The 21,265-nt window shown below is 55.8% G+C and carries 11 protein-coding genes; 3 read left to right on the top strand and 8 right to left on the bottom strand.

The genetic code is table 11. The features are described from left to right. Positions 1-18: 18 nt before the first annotated feature. Positions 19-3,564 carry a DUF5107 domain-containing protein gene (locus C162_RS02705; RefSeq protein ID WP_235218334.1) on the bottom strand — a complete coding sequence of 1,182 codons (3,546 nt, stop codon included), beginning with the start codon at positions 3,562-3,564 and terminating at the stop codon, positions 19-21. A gap of 142 nt (positions 3,565-3,706) precedes the next feature. Between C162_RS02705 and C162_RS02710 the strand changes: the two genes are divergently transcribed. Beyond that, positions 3,707-4,603 (top strand): AraC family transcriptional regulator, encoded by an 897-nt coding sequence (locus C162_RS02710; RefSeq protein ID WP_051493169.1) that lies wholly within the window; start codon positions 3,707-3,709, stop codon positions 4,601-4,603. Positions 4,604-4,663: 60 nt separating this feature from the next. On the opposite strand, the gene C162_RS02715 is transcribed toward C162_RS02710, so the two are convergent. From C162_RS02715 to C162_RS02725, 3 genes are all read right to left on the bottom strand, one after another. Further along, complete coding sequence (locus C162_RS02715) at positions 4,664-5,329, bottom strand: serine/threonine-protein kinase (protein WP_036691020.1); 666 nt, start codon at positions 5,327-5,329, stop codon at positions 4,664-4,666. A gap of 143 nt (positions 5,330-5,472) precedes the next feature. Beyond that, on the bottom strand, positions 5,473-6,510 hold the full coding sequence (locus tag C162_RS02720) for a Gfo/Idh/MocA family protein (protein ID WP_036691022.1): 1,038 nt from the start codon (positions 6,508-6,510) through the stop codon (positions 5,473-5,475). Between the two features lies 1 nt (position 6,511). Then, positions 6,512-8,044, bottom strand: coding sequence for a DUF5605 domain-containing protein (locus C162_RS02725; RefSeq protein WP_051493170.1), 1,533 nt, complete (start codon positions 8,042-8,044; stop codon positions 6,512-6,514). Positions 8,045-8,310: 266 nt separating this feature from the next. Between C162_RS02725 and C162_RS02730 the strand changes: the two genes are divergently transcribed. Continuing rightward, on the top strand, positions 8,311-9,348 hold the full coding sequence (locus C162_RS02730) for a LacI family DNA-binding transcriptional regulator (RefSeq protein ID WP_327196371.1): 1,038 nt from the start codon (positions 8,311-8,313) through the stop codon (positions 9,346-9,348). A 127-nt stretch (positions 9,349-9,475) separates the two neighbouring features. Here C162_RS02730 and C162_RS02735 read toward each other — a convergent pair whose 3' ends face one another. The 3 genes from C162_RS02735 to C162_RS02745 form a co-directional block, all read right to left on the bottom strand. After that, the gene (locus tag C162_RS02735) at positions 9,476-15,184 is read right to left on the bottom strand and encodes a HAMP domain-containing protein (protein ID WP_036691027.1); all 5,709 of its coding nucleotides are present in this window, start codon (positions 15,182-15,184) and stop codon (positions 9,476-9,478) included. A 4-nt stretch (positions 15,185-15,188) separates the two neighbouring features. Further along, positions 15,189-16,418, bottom strand: coding sequence for an ATP-binding protein (locus C162_RS02740; RefSeq protein WP_036691029.1), 1,230 nt, complete (start codon positions 16,416-16,418; stop codon positions 15,189-15,191). An 87-nt stretch (positions 16,419-16,505) separates the two neighbouring features. Continuing rightward, entirely contained in the window at positions 16,506-17,795 is a 1,290-nt protein-coding gene (locus C162_RS02745) for a hypothetical protein (RefSeq protein ID WP_036691032.1), read from the bottom strand. Between the two features lie 320 nt (positions 17,796-18,115). Here C162_RS02745 and C162_RS02750 point away from each other — a divergent pair, with 320 nt between their 5' ends. Further along, positions 18,116-20,038 carry an ATP-dependent DNA helicase gene (locus C162_RS02750; protein WP_235218335.1) on the top strand — a complete coding sequence of 641 codons (1,923 nt, stop codon included), beginning with the start codon at positions 18,116-18,118 and terminating at the stop codon, positions 20,036-20,038. A 7-nt stretch (positions 20,039-20,045) separates the two neighbouring features. Here the strand turns inward: C162_RS02750 and C162_RS02755 are convergent, their stop codons facing one another. Next, complete coding sequence (locus tag C162_RS02755; protein WP_051493171.1) at positions 20,046-21,113, bottom strand: SGNH/GDSL hydrolase family protein; 1,068 nt, start codon at positions 21,111-21,113, stop codon at positions 20,046-20,048. Positions 21,114-21,265: the final 152 nt, after the last annotated feature.

Here is a 21,265-nt window from a genome sequence, read left to right on the forward strand (position 1 = left end):
ATATTGTCCCCCATCTGCTTAGAATTGTCCCCGGTTCAGAGCACTGCCGGCCATCCGTCTGTGAACCCCGGCTCCCTGATGATTAGGGTCCAGGTCAAGGGCTAGATCCAGCTCTGATACCGCTGCTTCATACCGGCCCAGCCCGAGAAACCCGAGGCCCCGCATATAGCGGCAATGAATGACATTGCGCCGGTTAAGGTCATCCTCAAACACCAGGAAATCCGGCAGCGATACAGCGAAATAATCCAGCTTGATATCGTCGAAGACATGACGCTCGGCATAATCAATCAATCGATTGAAGCGGCGTTTCGCCTCCATCGGCTCCTGAAGCCTTAGCCAGGCCAGCCCCTGGTAGAAAATCATCTCCGGCGGCTGGTCATTGTAGAACACTGCACTTGCCGGCTCCGACAGACCTTGTGAAGCCGCCCTGTAGCAGCGCTCAGCCTCTTCTTCCTGCTGAAGCCCTTCGTATACCCGGCCAAGAGCATAATGAATATTATTCTCCTGCGCCCCTTCCAGCCTCCCTTCGCCCAGATTATGCGGATAGGCCAGCGCCAGCCGGAAATGCTCAAGCGCGGCTTCAAATTGCCCGATATCCAGCGCCTGTCTGCCAAGGCCGCTGTGGGCGAATTGGTATTGCCCGGTCACCTTACCCTCTCCTCCCTCCCAGGGATGGAAGTTACGCGAGCTTAATGCCCTAACCGCTTCGTCATAGCGCTCAAGCTGGTTAAGCAAAGTAACATATTCGATATACAGATCATCCCGCTGCGCCACCAAATTGCACTGTGCCTCTAGATGACCCAGTCGTTCCCCGGCAGACCAGGCGAGCTTCTTGCGCAGCTGATCCAGCTCATACAGAATCCGCGCATCCTGCGGCGCACAGGCGAAGGCCTGCTCCAGTGAAGCAAGCGCCGCCTCAGGATTATTCTGCTTGTTGTAATAGGCCAGGGCCAAATTGCGGTGAACGATGGCGAAATCCCCTCTCAGTTCACGCGAACGTTCCCAGCTCGCCGCCGCTTCCTCCGGCCGCTTCTTGTCATAATAGAGATTGCCGAGATAGTAGTGGGCCTTATCATCCAGGGGATTCGCCCGAATGGCGCTTAACAGCCAGTCAAGCTCGGACAGCGTGTTCGGGAAGCAGTGCAGCGGACAGGCCGCTTGCCCCTTGCTACGGGCCTCCCGTGCCTGCTCGCCTTGTCCCGTACGTTCATAACATTCGCCAAGGGCATAATGCAGCATTGGATAGACCGATTCGGATTCTAATTCTAGTCCGGGTTCAGATTGAGGGTCGGATCTGCCCCGCTGGGCCCCTCTCTCTCCTACAGCAAGAGCTTCCGCATACAGTCCGCAGCCTATATAATCCGCCATAAGATTAAGGTAGTTGTGTGCGTCACCACGCATAAGCCGCTCTAATTCTATCAGCGCCTCTTCTGCCGCAGCAGGGTCATCCAGTGCTGCAAGAGCCAGGACAAGTTCGTTATAGGCGCCAAAATCAGCAGGATCAAGCTGCACAGTCTCACTAGCGAATCCTCTCGCCTGCTGCGGCCGGCCAAGTCTGCGCAGGAGAGCAGACTTAAGGTTCCTCGCCTTATAATTACGCGCATTGCGGATCAGCGAACGCTCCACCAGCTCCAGCGACTCGGTATACCGGCCCCGCTGGCAGGCAATCTGAGCAAGTGAGAAATACCCCGCATCCTGCCAGGCTGCCGACCATACCGCCTTGTAATAAGCGGCAAAAGCCTCATCCAGACGGTTCTGGCCGCGCAGGGCAACCCCCAACTGGTAATAGGCTTCGCTGTCATACGGGTTAGGATTACGCGAGGTCAGACGTTCAATGGCGCGGCGGAACAAGGGCTCACTCTGCGCATATTGCCCGCGGCGGAGCAGCAGCGTTCCATACGCTACATTCAGCCGGATATCCCCGCAGTCCCGCTTAAGCCCCTCCAGATAATAGGCCTCCGGCTCAAAGGTGGCATGCCGGTACTGCTCCAGATGCAGGCCGGCCAGATATAGCTCCTCTGTTGAACGCAGCTCTTCCGGCGCTGCCAGCGGCTTCGCCGCCTCGGGGATGCGCTCGATCTCCGGCCGCTTCGGCTGATAGGCGACCAGCAGCCTGCCCTCTGCACTATGGACCGTCAGCTTGAGGTTATGCTCCTGCTCTCCATGGTGCAGTATGACCGTACGCTCTATAGCCTCTGCCGGGGACAAATCTGCAGTCTCCCGGAGATACTCGCCAGCGGCACCGCTTAAGCGGATAACAGCCTGTGCAAGCTGTGAGGTCACGTATACCTTCACCACCGCCTGAGCTGATACCGCATCAACTTCCAGATTGACCGCAGCGTCTACCGAGGCATTTTTCACCAGACCGATGCCTTTATACGGCATGAAATACTGGATGAAGCTCTTCTCCTCATACGGCTGCAGCCAGGTGAAGTCAGGCTGATTATCGGTGTACACGCCCGTCATGAGTTCAATATAAGGCCCGTCTTCATCGGTCAGCTGGCGGTCCCAGGCCTGACCGAACTCCCCGTTCCCCCAGGTCCATTGCTTCTTTCCCGGTGAGATATGATGATCAGCCACATGCAGCAGCCCCGCCTGGACGCCGTGATCATATCCGCCGACGAAATTATAATCCGACTTATAGGCCATATAAGAGGTCGGAACCGGAATATTCTTGTAGCGGGAGATGTCCACGCCTTCCGAATAATCCTGTTTGTAGTAGGTACCGGTCGCAATAGGGAACCGTGATACATCCCTTTTTCCATGGTCGAAGACGGCTGTAACATCAGGCGGAAAAACAGACTGCGTCTGATCATTGACCGCAACCGCCGGATTGGCCCACCAGAGGAAGGTCTGCGCCTGCGGCGTCCGGTTATAGCACTGGGCCCGGGCCTCCAAATAGGCTCTCCCTGGATAGAGTCTGAATGCAGCGGTAACCTTCGTCCCGTACATCCGGTCAATCTCGCTCACCCATACGGCAGCGCTCCCATCCAGAGCAGCCTCAAGCTTATATTCTACGGGCCCGAACGTATTCGGGCGGTGATGCTGCGGCCAGTTGAACTCAATGCCCCCAGAGATCCAGGGACCCGCAAGGCCGACCAGCGCAGGCTTGATTACGCGGTTATAGTAGACAAAATCATAGTTATTCGTCTTGTCCAGCGCCCGGTAGATCCGCCCTCCAAGCTCCGGCATGATCTCTATGCGCAGATATTCATTCTCCAGAATAATCAGCTTGTACACCCTATCCTGCTTCACATCCGAGATGCTCTCGATCACGGGATGAGGGTATACACGCCCCGAGCTCCCCTGATAGACTCTTTTCTCCAGAAACATAGGATTTGGATCAGCAGCCCCCGCTTCATAGGTTGGTATAATCACACAGGTCTCCCGTACCTGCACCCGGTCCGCTCTGTCCGCGTTGCCCGAATTATACGCGTTGTCTGTGTTGTCTGTGTTGTCCGCGTTGTCCGCGTTGCCCGCATTATACGTGTTGTCCCCATTGCCAGCGAAGTCTGTGTTCCCCCCGCCTGCCTCCGGCATCTTACCGCTACCTGTATGCTTCATCCCTTCACTGCCTCCCTTGACTTGATAGTTCTACTCTAGCCCCTGGCCGGGAAGGTTCCAATTGACGAAATGCGGGAAGTGATGGATTATATTCTTATTCTGTGCAAGATTGTTTACATACTATCTGTTAGGGGGAGCCCGCGTGAATCAGGGTCATATCCGCAAGCCGGAAGGGTTTGTCGAGGAGAAGCTGTATGTGCTGCCTGAATATTGGATGAAGGAGCTGGAGCAGGAGGAGTTGACCGCGTCCTTGTTCATTACGGACATCGGGTACTTTCCGAATGCCCGGTATCATTTCAGGGAACGCCTCGAAGGCAGCCCGTCGCATATCTTGATCTTATGTGAAGCTGGGGAGGGTTGGGTGGAGCTGAACCACGGGGAGCAGATGAACATGCAGCCGGGGGATATGGTCATTATTCCTCCAGGCACCCCGCATCGGTACGGGGCCATGCAGGAGAATCCATGGAGCATTTACTGGTTCCATTTCAAAGGAAGCCATGCCGACCGGCTGGTGAAGCTGTTCGGATTGTCCGGCGCCCCCCTTGCCCTAGCCCCGAGCGGCAAGGCCCGGCTTATCGACTGGTTCGTCCCTGCCTACGAGCTGCTGGCTGAGCGGACCTATGCCCTGGCTACCCATGTGCACATCGCCCAGACGGTTAGGCAGCTGCTCTCCGGGATTGGCCTGAGTACCGGGAAATCAGCTCAGGAGAAGAAGCGGGAGACGTATCTGGAACAGGCGATCCAGTATATGAACGGACGGCTGGGCAGCACCCTCACCCTGCCTGAGCTGGCTAAGCATGCCGGCGTATCGAAGCAGCATCTGATCTATATTTTCAACGCTGGGACCGGCGTCTCCCCGATTGAGTATTTCCTGCGGCTCAAAATCCAGCGCGCAGGCCATCTGCTCGATCTTACCGAACTCAGCATTAAGGAGGTCGGCGCTGCCGTAGGGATCAATGACCCTTATTACTTCTCCCGGCTATTCAAGCGAATCTCCGGCTTCTCTCCCTCCAGCTACCGCCGCATTCCGAAGGGCTGAGGCCATGCCCGCTGCACTCCTGAGATCCACATCTGTAAGCACTACTAATTGAAGCCTTTGTCATTTCCGGAAAAGAGTGAACCGGCTCCGCCCCTGCTTCCGCCGACGCCAGAACCGGTACCCTCTGCGGACCATTTCCAGAATCAGACGGGGAACCGGAAATACCCGGCGGGAAGCCACCGGCTGGTACAACCGGTAATACAACCGCTTATAATCCTCCCACATACTGCAATCATCATCCTTCAGGAAATCCGAGACATCTACAATCAGTCCCCGGCCCTCCCGGAGCATCACATTCTTGGCGTGGATATCATGCGGGCGCAGTCCCCGGGATCTGGCATACTGAAGCGCGTTGTCAATGTCTTCAATAGCCTGTCCGGTAATGAGAATGCCGCGTTGCATGGAATCGTAGAAGGTGACTCCGCCCAGCCTTTTGAGGACCAGGAAATCTGCTCCGGCATAATAGCATTCCGAGAAGGCTGGATGCTGCCCAAGGCGGCGGTACACCTCAGCTTCTTCCTCAATGCCCGGCCTGCCCGGCGCGTAAATCTTCACTGCGTATTCCTCTGCTCCCTGACGGCAGAAGACAGCCGCGTAATTTCCGGTTCCGAGCACCCTCCAGAGCCTCCCTACACCGCTGACCTTCACCGGCTCCAGCGGATTCACGCTTTCTATTTCAACCTGTCCCAGCAGCTCGCCTGTGATCTGCTCCAGCAGCTTGTCCATCCTTCTCACCCCGCAGCTCAAGTTCAGTAATGACTCTATTCACCCAGTGTACGCTATTCCCCGGCGATCAGCCAATCTTGCCGGTAAGCATGGCAAAGAACCGGACAGTGGCTCCCCGGTTCTTCGTATACCGCCCCTTAGAGCTATGCCAAATGAATGACCTCATGCTCTTCCGCACTCCGGTAGGTCCCGAATACAAGCTCCAACGTCTTCAGATTATCTTCGCCGCTCGTCTGGAATTCCTCACCCGTGTTCAGGCATTCAATGAAATGCGACTGCAGCCGGTAATGGCTCTCTTCAAAATCAAGGCCGTTCTTCTCCGACACAACCGTCTCGGCCCCGCTGTTATCAATCAGGCTGAGTGTACCGCTGCTGTACAGCTTGATCGTTGCCTGATCGCCTTCAATAATCAGCTGTTCCTTATGGTCCGGCAGCACAGGCAGCGTGAGCTTGCCCGGCAAATTCTGCCGGGTGGCCCAGCTCATATCCATTAAGCCCATGTAATCCTCGTAACCGAGGGTAATCAACCCGGCATCCTCCCCGGTAATATACGGGCTGACCTTCCGGGTCTCCGCATAGAGCCGCTTCGGTTCCCCGAACAGGAAGCGCCACGTATCATACCAGTGAACCCCCATCTCATAGAACAGCAGCTTCGGCATCTCCCGGAAGAACGGCTGCGGCAGCTCATTCTCCGGGGCAAACCGCGGTGAATAATAATCCGTATGGATATAGCGGATCGTCTGGAGCCGTCCTGCCGTTCCCTCATCCAGCAGCTTGCGGATAGCCTGAATCGGCTGCAGCCAGCGCCAGTTCTCTGTAACCATCAGCCGGACGCCCGCAGCATGGGCTGTTTCCACCATCTCACAGGCTTCCTCCATAGAACGGGCAAACGGCTTCTGGCACAGGATATGCTTCCCGGACCGTGCAGCCAGTCCGACCAGCTCGGGATGGGTATCCGGCGCGGTAATAATATCCACTATATCCAGCTCCGCAGAAGACAGCATGTCTTCCAGCGTGGAGTACAGCATGTCCCGGGGAATTCCGTATGCCACACCCTTACTGTGCAGCTTGTCCGAATCCAGGTCGCACAGGCCTTGAATCTGAACGCCGGGGATACGCTGCCATGCCTGCAGATGCTTATCTGACCAATACCCGGCGCCCACAACACCAACCTTCCACATCTTATTTCGCCTCCAGGTCTTGCTCTTCGTGCAGGCGCGTCATTCTCAACGCCATATAAGTCCGTCCCGGCAGATCGACCCTGAAGGTTCCCTGATAGCTACCCGCAAGCTCCTCCACCGTCATGTTCCAGGTATCCAGCAGCTCCACCTTATAGCGGATCTCCGGGTTCATGGTAAACTGGCGGAAGCCCGGCCGGTTGAACCCGAAATAATACAGATAATATTCGTCCTCCACCCCGGCTCTGGGCAGATCCCAATCCGAAGACAGCGGGTTCAGTCCCTCTGAAGGCCCTTCCTCCAGCACACGGCGCAGAAAAGCAATCCGCTCAGGACTCGTGCCATACAGCCGGCCGCCCTTGGCCCACCAGAGCTTATCCTCCGGGTGCAGGTAGGTTTCCCCATGTCCGACATATCCTCCACGGACCGCGCCTTCCCAGAAGCGCCGGACCATCTCTTCCCCGGTAATATTTCCCCAGCCATGCTCGATATTGCCCTCGTAGACACATTCATCGATCACGACAGGCTTATTCCAGCGCCGTCTCCATTCGTCTGTATTCTCGGAGGTCTTGTACACATCCACACGCTGAATACTGCAATGCGTAACCCAGGGCTGGTTGAAGTCATAGAAGGCAATACCGTTGTGGTTAGAGATCAGGTGCCCGTAAGGATCATACGACGTTACAATATGCGCATACCTCTCCCAATCGGCCAGCAGCTTGTTGCTCATGAAATCATATTCATTAGCCAGCGACCACCAGATATGGCGGTAAGCCGAGAGTCTGGCTACAAGGTACCGGAGATAGCGGTCATCCGCCTCTTTGCCCATATCTGCGAAGCCCCAGCGGTCATACGGGTGGAACAGAATCAGGTCAGCCTCGACGCCCAGCTCCCCAAGGTCTGCAATCCGCTCCTCCAGATGCTGGAAGAACGCCGGGTTGAACCGGCTGTAATCCCACCCTGCCTGGACCGAGCCTTCATAAGGATAGTACTCCGGTTCATTCTCGTTATAGGAGTAGGATTTCGGGAACACGCACATTCTTATTTTGTTAAAAGAAGACGCTTTCAGCGTATCCAGCGTCTGGCGCTCCATTTCATCCCCCTGATGGGTCCAGGCGTAGCAGGTGGTGCCGACAGGAAGATAGGACGTTCCGTCCGCATAGGCAAAATGAAAGGTATTCCGCACCCGGACCGGACCATGGGCCCCCTCTGCCGCAGCCGTGCATTCCAGTTCTCCCTCAAGTCCATGCAGAGCAGGTGCATTGCTGCCGGTCCGGAAGGTCCACTTCCCCTGATGCTCCGGCATGAAGCGGATGCGGTACACTCCGTCCCCGTCATAGAAGCCCAGAGCCAGAACGGAGTATTCTCCCATTGAAAATTCCGCCTGTAGCGCTACCTCCGTAAACGGATTGCCCCCTGCAGGGCCTCCATGCAGTACAATTTCACATACCCCCCACTGTGAAGTCTGGTCCGGCACCGATACGGAGACCCTCCCCTGGAATGCTTCAGCCTGCCCTGCTTCCTTCGGATTAGCCATAAGTCCTGCTCCCTTCTGTATGAATCCTTAGATATACAATTAGCAACATCGAACTAAACACTAACTAAACAAAACCAGATCATTTAACTATACAACTATTCTAAATCAATCCTACATCACCTTATAATTATCGTCAACGTTATTATTTTCAGCTAAACAACACTAAACAAACGAACTAAAAACCTGGTTCATTGCTAAAATCTGTGCCTTCCCTTACACTAAACATACTTAAGCTACGATGCTGAATGGAGGTCTTGTCATTGAATATGGAGGAGCTTGCCCGGCTGGCCGGGGTCTCCAAAGGGGCCGTCTCGCTGGCCCTGAACGGGAAGCCGGGGGTCGGGCCAGAGACACGCGGGCGAATTCTGCGCCTGGCGGAGACCTATGGATATACCGGCAGGGGAAGAGCGGCCGCCGCTGAGGCGAACCCCACCACCCTGCGGTTCCTGGTGTTCACCAATGCCGGACTGGTCCATGAGGAGTATTATCAGCAGCCCTTCTTCCGGGAGCTGATTCATCATATTGAGGAACGCTGCCGGATGGGGGGCTACAGTCTGATTTTCTCCGCTATTGAAGAGAAGAACTATGAGCAGGGCATTCATTCCGTGATGGAGGAGCCCACCAGCGGCGTGATTCTGCTCGGAACCAGCCTGGATGCGGCCAGAATAGCCGATATCGCGGACAAGCTGCCCGGCCTGATCGTGCTGGACACCTGCTTCGATGCGCTGCCTGTCCATTTTGTCGAGATCAATAATTATATGGGGGCTTATCAGGCAGGCACCTATCTGACTAGTCACGGTCACCGGAGAATTGGTTATATCGCATCCGAGGAGCGGATTCATAACTTCGGGGAACGGCAGCGCGGGTTCATGGACGCCATGGCGGAGGCGCAGGTGGAGATCCCCCGGAGCAGCATACTGGCGGTGCCGCCGACCTTATTTTCCTCTCAGGGGCCGTTACGGGACAAGCTGCAGCGGCTGAAGGACAGCGGACAGCCCTTTCCCACCGCCTTCTTCTGTGAATGTGATTACATCGCCATCAGCGTGATCAAGGCACTCGGCGAGCTGGGCTTCTCCATCCCGGAGGATGTATCCGTCATCGGCTTCGATAATATCAATGAATCGCAGATTGTAGCCCCGGAGCTGACCACAGTTCATGTGGAGAAAGAACGGATGGCCGCATGGGCAGTCGATCTGTTCACCGCTTCTCTTCACCGGCAGCCCGCAGTCAGCACCAAGGTCAAAGTCGACACCCTCTTTATCGAGAGAGCTTCCTGCCGCCAGCTCGAACCCTCTGCGGATTAATAAGCTACATTCATCGAATATTAGCAAAAAAACAGGAGCCAGCCCTAACCGCCTGATCGCGGCTAAGAGGTTGGCTCCTGTTCCTGTTCCATGGACCTGTTTTAGGGTCCGTCCTATTTGTCCTGCTCTATTCGTCCAGCCAGGTACGCATCATTGATAACAGTTGTCCGCTGTTCACCGGCTTGGTAATATAATCCGAGCAGCCTGCTTCCAGGCACAGCTCCCGGTCTCCCTTCATCGCCTTGGCTGTAAGCGCAAGTATCGGGAGGTCCCTCCATTCCGGCTTCTCCCGGATCGCCCGGGTAGTCTCATAGCCGTCCATTCCCGGCATCATGATGTCCATCAGGACAATGCCGATATCCGGCGTCTGCTCCAGCAGCGTGATCGCATCCTGGCCATTCTCCGCAGGGATCACCTTCATCTGATGGCGCTCCAGAATGGAGGTGAGCGCAAAGATGTTGCGGATATCATCATCCACTACAAGCACCTTTTTATACTCGATCATCTCATCCGACTGATAGAGCTTCACCAGCTTATCTCTGGAGAGCGGCGGCAGATTCCCTGCCTTGCGGTGCAGGGCGAGGGTGGATTCATCAATCAGCTGGGCATCCGACTTCACCTCTTTGAGCACCGCCATCTTCGCCAGCTCATCCCACTCGGCTTCTTCCTCCGATGTCAGCTTCCGGTTCATCTGCACCAGGACGGGGATTCTCTTATTTCTGGCGTTCTTGTACATCTCCCGGAGGAAGCGGATCAGCTTCATGTCCGCCAGGCTGCTGTCCAGCACGATCGCCTCGAACGTCTTGCTATTCAACTGGTTCAAGGCTTTGCGCCCGGTCTCTACAAGAGTAAGCGTAAGATCCGGGTTGTCCAGCAGCTCGGCTATATGCTTGCGCTCCTGTTCATCCTGAACGGCGACCAGCAGATTAGCTGTGGCGTGATCAGCGAACCGGTTCAACCGGTCCAGCGCATTCTCCAGCTCCTCATTGGTCACGGGCTTGCGGAAATAATCGTAAGCCCCCTTCTGCAGCAACAGCACCTCGTCTTCATCCACAGTCATTACGCAGACCGGAATATGCCGTACCCCGATATCGTTCTTGAGCTGCTGAAGTACCAGCCAGCCGTCCGTATCTCCGCCAAGATGCAGATCAAGCGTGATGGCCTGTGGCTGATATTTCTGAACCAGCTCCAGGACATCCCAGCCGCTGGTGGCGATTACCGCTTTAATTCCTTTTTTGTGGAGCATCCCCAGAATGATCTCATTGAACTTCTGGTCATCCTCAACGATCAGGAACACCCGGTCTCCCGGTTCAATCTGCTCGCGGTCATCCGCGAAGGGCTCCACTTCCGGCCTTGCAAGGCTGCTTCTGCGTTTGGCCGGGGTGATATCAATGACCTCGGGAACATGAGCTTTCGGAGGCTCCGGTTCAGTGAATTCAGCTTCCGTCGGCAGGTACAGGTTAAATACACTGCCCTTGCCAACTTCACTGTATAAGCTAATCTCCCCGCCGAGCATCTCGGCAATCTCGCGGGAGATGGCAAGCCCGAGACCCGTTCCGCCGTATTCCCGGTTCGTACTGCCGTCCGCCTGCTGGAACGCTTCGAAGATAATCTGCTGCTTCTCCGCCGGAATGCCGATTCCCGTATCGCTTACCGAGAAGCAGATTACGGTGGTGGCGCGCTCAAGTGACTCCTTATCCGGGTGCCACCCGTCGGCCGCTTTGCGGATCTGCAGCATAATCTGTCCCTGCTCAGTGAACTTGAAGGCGTTCGACAGCAGGTTCTTCAGGATTTGCAGCAGACGCTTGGAATCCGTAGCGATGCTGGCCGGTACACCGGGATCAATCTTGATCCGGTAGTCAAGCTTCTTGGCATCCACCATATGACGGAAGGTACGGTCCAGCCCGTCCGTCAGCTCTGCCAGCGAGACTTCGCTGAAATCCGGCGTGATCGTGCCGGATTCGATTTTGGACAGATCGAGGATATCATTAATCAGGTTCAGCAGCTCCAGCCCGGAGTCCTGAATGGTCTTCGCAAACTTCACCTGCAGCTCATGCAGATTCTCATCCGGGTTCTCGGCCAGCTGTTCTGCCAGGAGCAGCAAGGAATTCAGCGGCGTGCGCAGCTCATGGGACATGTTCGCCAGGAATTCGGATTTGTACTTGGAGGTAAGGGCAAGCTGCTCCGCCTTCTCTTCCAGGTAACGCTTGGCTACCTCCACCTCATGGTTCTTGCTCTCCACCTCTGCCTTCTGCAGCACCAGCAGCTTCGCCTTATCCTCCAGCTCGTCATTCGTGCTCCGCAGCTCCAGCTGTTGCTTCTGCAGCTCCTCGGTGAGCGACTGGGACTGAATCAACAGCTCTTCCGTACGCTGGTTCGCCTGCATCGTGTTGATCACACTGCCGATGGATTCAGTAAGCTGATCCAGGAAGGCGATGTCGATATCGCTGTAAGGCCGGAAGGTCGCCAGCTCCAGAATCGCCAGCACCTGATCCTCGAAGATGATCGGCAGCAGGATGATATTGAGCGGAGTGGCTTCGCCCAGTGCGGACGAGATCATCACATAATCGCCCGGAACATTAGTCAGCAGAATCCGCTGCTTCTCAATCAGGCACTGGCCAACCAGCCCCTGGCCCGCACGGAATTCATTCGCCAGATGCTTGCGGTTCTGATACGCATAGCTGGCGAACAGCTTCAGGACCGCCTCCCCGCCGGAGGGTTCATTAATATAGAAGACGCCATGCTGCATCGATACCAGCGGAGCCAGCTCGGACAGGATCATCCGGCTGACTGCATACAGATCGCGCTGCCCCTGAAGCATCCGCGAGAATTTGGCCAGATTAGTCTTCAGCCAGTCCTGCTCGGTGTTGATGCGGGTCGTCTCCTTCAGATTACGGATCATCTCGTTGATGTTGTCCTTGAGCGTGGCAACCTCCCCGGAGGCGGACACATCAATCGCCCGTGACAGATCGCCGTTAGTCACTGCTGTAGCCACATTGGTGATGGCCCGCACCTGTGTGGTCAGCGTACTCGCCATGTAATTGACGTTGTCGGTCAAATCACGCCAGGTACCCGCAGCCCCCGGCACGCTGGCCTGTCCGCCCAGCTTCCCTTCGGCTCCAACCTCGCGTGCCACGGTAGTGACCTGATCAGCGAAGGTAGCCAGCGTCTCGATCATGTTATTGATCGTATCCGTCAGCTCGGCAATCTCGCCCTTGGCCTCCACCGTCAGCTTCTGCTTCAGGTTACCGTTCGCCACTGCCGTCACGACCTTGGCGATGCCGCGCACCTGATCGGTCAGATTGGTCGCCATGATATTCACGTTGTCGGTCAGATCCTTCCAGATCCCCCCGACACCGCGCACCTGGGCCTGTCCGCCCAGCTTGCCGTCCGTGCCGACCTCGCTCGCTACGCGCGTCACCTCGGAGGCGAACGAATTCAGCTGATCCACCATCGTATTGATCGTGTTCTTCAGCTCCAACAATTCGCCTTTGACATCCACCGTAATCTTCTTGGACAGATCCCCGTTCGCTACCGCCGTGGTTACACCGGCAATGTTGCGCATCTGAATCGTCAGGTTGCTCGCCATGAAGTTCACCGTATCAGTCAGATCCTTCCAGGTCCCGGAGACATCCTTCACCTCGGCCTGTGCGCCCAGCTTACCATCCGTGCCCACCTCGCGCGCTACACGCGTCACCTCGGAGGCGAAGATCGAGAGCTGATCCACCATGGTGTTAATCGTATTTTTCAGCTCCAGAATCTCGCCCTTGACGTCTACGGTAATCTTCTTGGACAGGTCGCCCTTGGCAACCGCCGTAGTCACATCTGCAATATTACGCACCTGATCCGTCAGATTGCGGGCCATGTTATTTACACCTTCGGTCAAGTCCTTCCAGGTGCCGCCTACTCCCTTCACCTGCGCCTGGCCGCCGAGCTTGCCGTCTGTACCCACCTCGCGCGCTACACGCGTCACCTCGGAGGAGAACATGGAGAGCTGGTCCACCATCGTATTGATCGTATTCTTCAGCTCCAGAATTTCGCCTTGCACATCCGCAGTGATTTTCTTGGACAGATCGCCGTTCGCCACCGCTGTCGTTACCACCGCAATATTGCGCACCTGATTCGTCAGGTTGGACGCCATGTAGTTCACACTCTCGGTCAAATCGCGCCAGGTCCCGGCTACACCCTTCACCTGCGCCTGCCCGCCCAGCATCCCTTCAGTGCCGACCTCGCGCGCCACACGCGTCACCTCGGAAGCGAAGATCGACAGCTGCTCCACCATGGTGTTAATGGTGTTCTTCAGCTCCAGGATCTCGCCGGTTGCATTCACCGTAATCTGCTTGGACAGATCCCCCTTCGCCACGGCTGTCGTCACTTCTGCGATATTGCGCACCTGATCCGTCAGCGTACCCGCCATGAAGTTCACGCTGTCGGTCAGATCCTTCCAGGTCCCGGAGACGCCCTTCACATCGGCCTGTCCGCCAAGAATCCCTTCTGTTGATACCTCTCGCGCCACTCGCGTGACCTCGGAGGCGAAATTGCTGAGCTGGTCCACCATGATATTAATGGTGCTTTTCAGCTCCAGAATCTCGCCCTTCGCATCGACGGTAATCGTCTTCGACAAGTCTCCCTTGGCTACCGCCGTGGTCACTTCCGCGATATTGCGCACCTGATTCGTTAAGTTGGACGCCATATAGTTGACGCTCTCAGTCAAATCCCGCCAGGTGCCGGACACACCCTTGACGTCAGCCTGCCCGCCGAGAATCCCTTCCGTACCCACCTCACGTGCCATGCGAGTGACCTCAGAAGCAAAGGTCGATAACTGATCCACCATCGTATTGATCGTGTTCTTCAGCTCCAGAATTTCGCCCTGCACATCGGCCGTAATCTTCTTCGACAGATCGCCGTTGGCAACCGCCGTGGTCACCACCGCGATGTTCCGCACCTGATTCGTCAGGTTGGACGCCATATAGTTGACGCTCTCGGTCAAATCCCGCCAGGTGCCGGAGACATCCTTCACATCAGCCTGTCCGCCGAGCTTGCCTTCAGTCCCGACCTCACGCGCTACCCGGGTCACCTCAGAGGCGAACATGGAGAGCTGATCCACCATTGTGTTGATCGTATTCTTCAGCTCCATGATTTCGCCGCGCGCATTGACCGTAATCTGCTTCGACAGATCGCCGTTCGCTACCGCCGTGGTCACCGCCGCAATATTGCGCACCTGATCCGTCAGATTCGTCGCCATATAATTGACGCTGTCGGTCAGATCCTTCCAGGTGCCGGAGACCCCCTTCACATCAGCCTGTCCGCCCAAAATACCTTCGGTACCGACCTCACGCGCCACGCGTGTAACCTCGGAGGCGAACGTGCTGAGCTGATTCACCATCCTATTAATATTGCTTGCCGTCCGCTGGAACTCGCCGGTAAGCGGCCGTCCTTCGATCGCCAGCTCCACCTGCTGGGACAGATCGCCCTTGGCCACGGCGTTAATTACCCGGACCATCTCGCTGGTCGGCTGAATCAGGTCAATCACCAGGCCATTCAAGGAATCGGTCACCGTCTCCCAGGACCCGCCCAGATTCTTCTGCACGAACCGTCTCGACAGATTCCCTTCCTTGCCGACCACTCTGGCCACCGTCTGAACCTCGTTCACCAGGCTCTCCTGAATATCCATAATCTCGTTGAACGTATCCGCTACCTTACCGGCGATCCCCGTACGGTCATAAGGCATCCGGTGGGAGAAATTGCCCTTCTTCATCGCCATCAAGGCGCTCAGCAGTTCACCGGCGTCTATTCCATCGCCCTGGTTCTCTTTGATTTGGTTGTCATCGCTCATAGTATCAACCCTGCCCCTTATTCAGCACGTATTTTTGCTCCAATCCAAGATGCTCACGAACGGCAATTGTAAAAACAAACGTAGCCCCGGGTTCCTCCGATGGCTCGACCCGGATGCTTCCGCCCATCAGCTCCACCAGAGCTTTGCTGATCGATAAGCCTAGCCCCGTGCCTTCGAACCTGCGCGTGGTAGAGGCATCGAGCTGGGAGAAGGGCTGGAACAGCTCACCGATTTTATCCGGGGGAATCCCGATTCCTGTGTCTCTGATTGTGAATTCTAGCGTAAGCTGCCCCGCCGGTCCCTCCAGCCTGTTAACCATTATGTATACACTGCCTGCCTGGGTGAACTTCACGGCGTTGCCCACGAGATTATTCAATACCTGGCGGAGACGGTTCACATCTCCCACCAGATCAGGAGGCACAGCAGGATCAATCTCCACCACCATATCAAGCTTCCGCTCACGGGTCCTCGCGGTGAATAGGGCAACCGTCTCGCTCAGGCAGTCGTGCAGAGAGAACGGCGCCTCTTCCACCACCAGCTTCCCGGCTTCCAGCTTGGAATAATCGAGAATGGGATTGATCACCGACAGAAGGGCATTGCTGCTCGTGTGGATAATTCCCGCCATCTCACAATATTCCTCCGGCAGATCCGAGGCCAGCAGCAGATCAGACATCCCGATGATCCCGTTCAGCGGCGTGCGGATTTCATGGCTCATCATCGCCAGGAATTCCGACTTTACCTTAGAGGCAATTTCTGCGGTTTCCTTCGCTTCCCTCAGCTCCTGATTCGTCTTCTCCAGCTGCCGGGCCTGCTGCTTCAGCATTTCGCTCTGGAGCTGCAGCGTTTTATTCGCTTCATACATGCTGACGTAACCCTCAATCTTCGACTTGAACAGCTGCGGGACGAAGGGCTTCGTCATGTAATCCATCGCACCCACAGAATAACCGGCGAAGATATCCTCCATCGTCGTACTGTTAGCGGACATGAAAATAATCGGCACCACATGATTCTTCTCCCGAGTACGGATAAGGCGCGCCGTCTCCAGCCCGTCCATCCCCGGCATTTGCACATCCATCACAATGACGGCGAATTCCTCCTCCAGCAGACAGCGTAAAGCTTCAGTCCCGGAATAGGCCCGAAACAACCGGTAAGGCTCTCCGCGGAGAACGGCCTCAAGGGCAAGCAGATTCTCGGGATGATCGTCTACGAGCAGGATGTTGACCGGAAAATCCATGAGAACCCTCACTTTCCAGCTTGTGGCTCGCTTACGTTTATATTTCGAAAATATAGCTTATATACCCAAAATTTCAAATCACGAAACTCAGGTCTGCTGGTAATTCACCGCTGTTATCAGGCACTCCCGGCACAGAAAAGCATAATAAATCCCCTCGTCCTCGGCTACCTGGCCCATATCCGCCTGCGCTGCAAAAGTCATCGTCTGTGCGCAGCAGGGACACGCCGGATAATCTGCATCCTGAATCCAGGCCGGATGTCCTCCGATCTGCGAGGCCGGCGCCTCCAGCACCCAATGTGCACTCTCATAAGTGCCAGCCGGCTGTTCCGACAGCTGCATTACATGCCATGTGTCGAACGCCAGTGCTCCTCCAGTATTGTCAGGCAGATATCCAGGAACAACATTATATTCACTCCATGAATAACCGCCCTCCAGATCAGCCTTCATATATACAGTACCGTAACAGTTGCAGTGCATACAGGCTGCAATTCTTAGCCGCTTGCCGGGAAGCTCCATGAATCTAACCTGCGGATGCTGCAAATCGTAATCGAATAAGACGGTTAGCGCACCTCCACACCAAGGACAGGCGTGCGTTTCTGTCTGGAGCATTTGAACAGCCGCCGGTGCCCCTGGCGCTTCCGGAGTGTCTTCCCTGCTTACCAGGAAGGGGTAACATTCAGAAGGGTACAGCTGCCTTTTGCCGCCTCCGGCATCCAGCTCCCAGCCTGCTTCAAGGGCATACGTCTCGGGTGCCTGATATAACGCCGCAGCCCACTCCGGCGGGGAGTGCCGCCACTGTGCAAATAGCCTGACCACCTCTTCATCGCCAATCCAGGCCAGCGCCAGCAGCAGCAGATTACGGTTAGCCGGATCGGACTCCACCTGGGCAATGAGCCGGTCCCGGACCTGCGCGTCAGCACCCTTGAAGAGGATGGCAGGCGCATAATTCCCTGTGTGGAGGAGCATTTCCAGAGCCGGCCCAAGCCGTGTATCCGTGAAGCAGAGGAGTGACACCAGAATCATCTCCGCCTGGTCTCTATCCTCTTCTTCCAATAAATGAACAGCGTAGCTCTCCATCCGATCTCTCTGTTCCTCCGTCAGATCATGATACAGCTCCTGTGCGGTCCGGGGGTATGGTACTTCCTTGATTAGCGGATCAGGCTTCCGCGGGCTGTGCATTATGGTGAGAATTCCAACCGGATCATGGATACCGGCATACCTGTTCACCTCTTTGCGATTCTGTTCAATATAAGCCTGTTTTCCCATCGCTCTCTTCTGCTGGTAGCAGGGCATACAGATGCCTCCGGTCTTCAGTGCGGTTGCAGGAAGAATCGTTCCCGTGCAGCCCGGAGTCTGACAAGGCAGACGTTCGCTCATATCCTCTCTCTCCCTTCATGATCAGTACGCAGATTATGCCCTCATTATAATAGATATGGACCTTCCGATCGAATGTAGCCCCGCCCCCGTCTGTAAGGGACGGACTTCCAGAATCTAGAATACAAATTCAGCCTTAACCCTTGACTGTTCGCCCGCCATCTAAGATAATAACAACCTCTGCCGTAATCCATGCAGGATAAGACTAACATTGATACAGAAAAGGGGCGGTCGTCATCAGCTGGTTAAATGATCTCTACAAATTACAGAAGAAGGAGCCGGCCAAAGACGCCGAGCCTGCTCTGGTCAATGCCATCTTCCGCATGTATGACCGGTTCAAACGGCTCGGTCTCACCGAACGGCTCGGCCAGCAGGATATGTCGCTGGATATTGCCGACGCTTATATCCATGGCCGAAATGCAATGATTGAAGCCGGAGTCGGCATCGGCAAATCCTTCGCCTACCTGATTCCCGGCCTGCTCATTAACCAGCTCTCCCGGCAGCCGGTCATTATCGCCACCTCGTCCATCCAGCTCTCCGAACAGATCCATAAGGATCTGCGGTTCATCGGCAGCCGGCTCGGCTTCTCGATGGTCCGCTCTGTAGTCGGCAAGGGCATGGGGCAATATGCCTGCCGGTACCGGGCAGCGGACCTGTTCCCCTCCGGGAAGCCCGGTTCCCCGCTCACTGTACTCGCAGAAGGTATCCTGAATGCAGAAATCAACGAACGGGCAGATCTGAAGGGCGGGGTCAGTGATGCCTTGTGGTCTAACGTGTGTGTGACGGATTGCAAGTTCGAGCACTGCCACTACAAGCATACCTGCGCCTTCTATGACATGCGGGCCAAGATCAACGCCGGCCCGGGCGAGATGGATATCATCATCGTGAACCAGGACCTGCTGATCCGTGACCTCATTAGGAAAAAAGAAGGAACCAAGGGCCTGATCACCGAGCGGCCTGCGCTGATCATTATAGATGAAGCGCATAATCTGGAGGCCAAGGTCCGGGATGCCCAGACACTGGAATTCACCTTCCGGGGGACCTCACGGGTGCTGGAGGATGCCATGCAGCTGCTGTACAAGCAATCCGCAGACCGCAGCCTGATGAAGTCCTTCCAGTTCGTCCGGCGCTGCGCCAAAGAGCTGTTCAGACAGATAGAAGCAGACCTGCTGCATACGGCCAAGCAGGACACTGACCGGATTAAAGTATCGGCGATTACAGGAGTCCCGCTAGAGCAAGCTGTGCAGATTCTGCAGGAGTTCCGCCTCAGTCTCTCGGTCCTGACTTCCCGGCATGAGCGGGAGATCGACAATACCTTCGAAGCGGTTAACGGAATGATTGACCTCTTCCAGGTGCTTGCCGGGACAGAGGACAACTATCTGCTCTGGGCCAGCCAGCCCCGGGGAGAAGCTGCCGTCAGCATCTGCCCCAAGGGGATCAGCCAATTCCTGAAATACAGTCTATTTAGCGGCAAGACCTCTGTCATCCTGACCTCCGCAACCCTCAGCCAGTCCGGTGATACGCTTGCGGAGCAGTACGCTTATCTGTCCCGTTCACTGGGCTACAGGGGGGAGTATATGGAGCGTCAGGCTTCACCGTTCGATTATGACCACCATACGATGATGTATATTGCCAAGGACGTTCCTTACTATAACCACAACAACCGCGAAGCTTATCTGGAAGCGGCGTATAAGGAGCTGCTGCGGCTATGCAATGTAACGGACGGGCGGACGCTGGTGCTTTTTTCGGCCAAAGAGGATATGAAGTACATTCACAAGAAGCTGAGTGCGGAGAAGCTAAACTGGGCGCTGCATATGCAGCGGGAAGGCTCCTCCCAGGACGGGGTGATCACTGAGTTCCGGGCGAGTAAGGGCGTGCTGCTGAGTACCGGTGTGTTCTGGGAAGGCGTGAATATCGAGGGGGCGGATCTGTCGCATCTGATCGTCTTCCGGCTGCCGTTCCCGGTTCCGGCCGATCCCGTCTACGAATACAAGGCTGCGCAGGCGGCGAATCCGCTTATGGAGGTCTACGTGCCGGACATGCTGCTCCGCCTGCGGCAAGGCACCGGGCGTCTAATCCGCAGCGAGACAGACCTCGGCGTGCTCAGCATTCTGGATTCCCGCCTGTCGGCAGGAGCCCGCAACCCGTACCGGGAGCAGGTCCTTGCCGCGCTGCCCTTCCCCAAGGTGACGGAGGAGTTCGGGGTGCTGGAGAGGTTTGTGCGTGAGAAGGGGATTCACCGGTGATCGGCGATCACCACTTCATCAGCCTACGGATCTCGGACGTTAATCTGTCTGCTGCTTTGCGGTGGGTCAGCTGGGAGGGATGGAAGTCAACGGCGTAGCCGTCCTCTTCGCGCTGTACCTCGAACTTCATCACTGAGATCCTGCTGTCGCCGGTTTCCTTGGTATAGCGGCCAACCGCTTGCTCTAGGACAGGATACAGCCTGTCTCCCATGATCCCGAGCGTACATAGAATGGTGGAATCGGGATTATTCCGTCTGACCTTTTGGAGAAAAGAGACATAGTTCTCTGCATAATCCGCCTGCTTGGCGGAGTCCTCCTTGGTGTACGAATCGTCGTTGGTCCCCAGATTAATGACGATCAGCTCCGGCGTGAATCTGCTGAAATCCCAAGGTGTCTCCTGAGGCAGCAGGCTGCCGCCGAACCTCCCTTCAGACTTGCCTACCCTCTCGTAATAATCGGGCAGAAGATGTGTGGTCAGCTTCTGATCATTTTCTGTATACCCGGTAATAATGCCGTATCCGCTGTAACACACCATACTGTAATCCGCACCAAGCTGCTCTGCGCTCAGGTAAGCATAGGCCTTTGTCACATCTTCTGTAGCCGTAGAAAAAGTATGTAGCGCCTCTTCATCATCCACACCATACCCGCAGGTAATGGAATCGCCGATGAATTCAATCGTATGCTGCGGAGATGGAGTCGGCATAATTCCGCCCTCGGCTTCCACCTCAATCTCGCTTATTCCAACCGTTGACATGGCCGCTTCAGACAGCTTCGTAATTCTTACAGTAACCTCTTGCGCGGTGTCGCTTTCGAACACTGTATAGGTTTTGCGCGGCTGATCCACCTGATCGTCTATCACCCGCCGGCCGTTAACGCTGATCCCGATCCGGGCCAGATTGTTGCCGGTTGCAGCAATATCATCGCCTTGCAGAGTGATCCGGGCCGCCCGGCCGTAGAAAGAGAATTCCACCCCGCCGCCGGAGAGCGCCAGCCACAGCACCTCCCCCATCCAGTGGGTGCGCCCGATAATTCTGACATGATGAGCTGCCGGTTTGTACGTTTGCATCTGGGACATTCCATAACCTTCCTTCTTTCGTTTCTATTCGTAACAGTAGCAAAGGTGCTTTATCTTGGCAATGAAGATTGTTTAGCAGTGCTTTTCATATAGCTGCTTAGGTTGGTGTGCTAAGATAATAAGTACTTGTCAAGTGGTAACATATACATTCT

Source organism: Paenibacillus sp. FSL R7-269 (assembly GCF_000517865.1).
Classification (GTDB): Bacteria; Bacillota; Bacilli; order Paenibacillales; family Paenibacillaceae; genus Paenibacillus_AQ.

Coding starts and splice junctions, on each gene's coding strand:
- C162_RS02705 (WP_235218334.1), bottom strand. CDS start 3,564: ATGAAGCATACAGGTAGCGGTAAGATGCCGGAGGCAGGCGGGGGGAAC.
- C162_RS02715 (WP_036691020.1), bottom strand. CDS start 5,329: ATGGACAAGCTGCTGGAGCAGATCACAGGCGAGCTGCTGGGACAGGTT.
- C162_RS02720 (WP_036691022.1), bottom strand. CDS start 6,510: ATGTGGAAGGTTGGTGTTGTGGGCGCCGGGTATTGGTCAGATAAGCAT.
- C162_RS02725 (WP_051493170.1), bottom strand. CDS start 8,044: ATGGCTAATCCGAAGGAAGCAGGGCAGGCTGAAGCATTCCAGGGGAGG.
- C162_RS02730 (WP_327196371.1), top strand. CDS start 8,311: ATGGAGGAGCTTGCCCGGCTGGCCGGGGTCTCCAAAGGGGCCGTCTCG.
- C162_RS02735 (WP_036691027.1), bottom strand. CDS start 15,184: ATGAGCGATGACAACCAAATCAAAGAGAACCAGGGCGATGGAATAGAC.
- C162_RS02740 (WP_036691029.1), bottom strand. CDS start 16,418: ATGGATTTTCCGGTCAACATCCTGCTCGTAGACGATCATCCCGAGAAT.
- C162_RS02745 (WP_036691032.1), bottom strand. CDS start 17,795: ATGAGCGAACGTCTGCCTTGTCAGACTCCGGGCTGCACGGGAACGATT.
- C162_RS02750 (WP_235218335.1), top strand. CDS start 18,116: ATGTATGACCGGTTCAAACGGCTCGGTCTCACCGAACGGCTCGGCCAG.
- C162_RS02755 (WP_051493171.1), bottom strand. CDS start 21,113: ATGTCCCAGATGCAAACGTACAAACCGGCAGCTCATCATGTCAGAATT.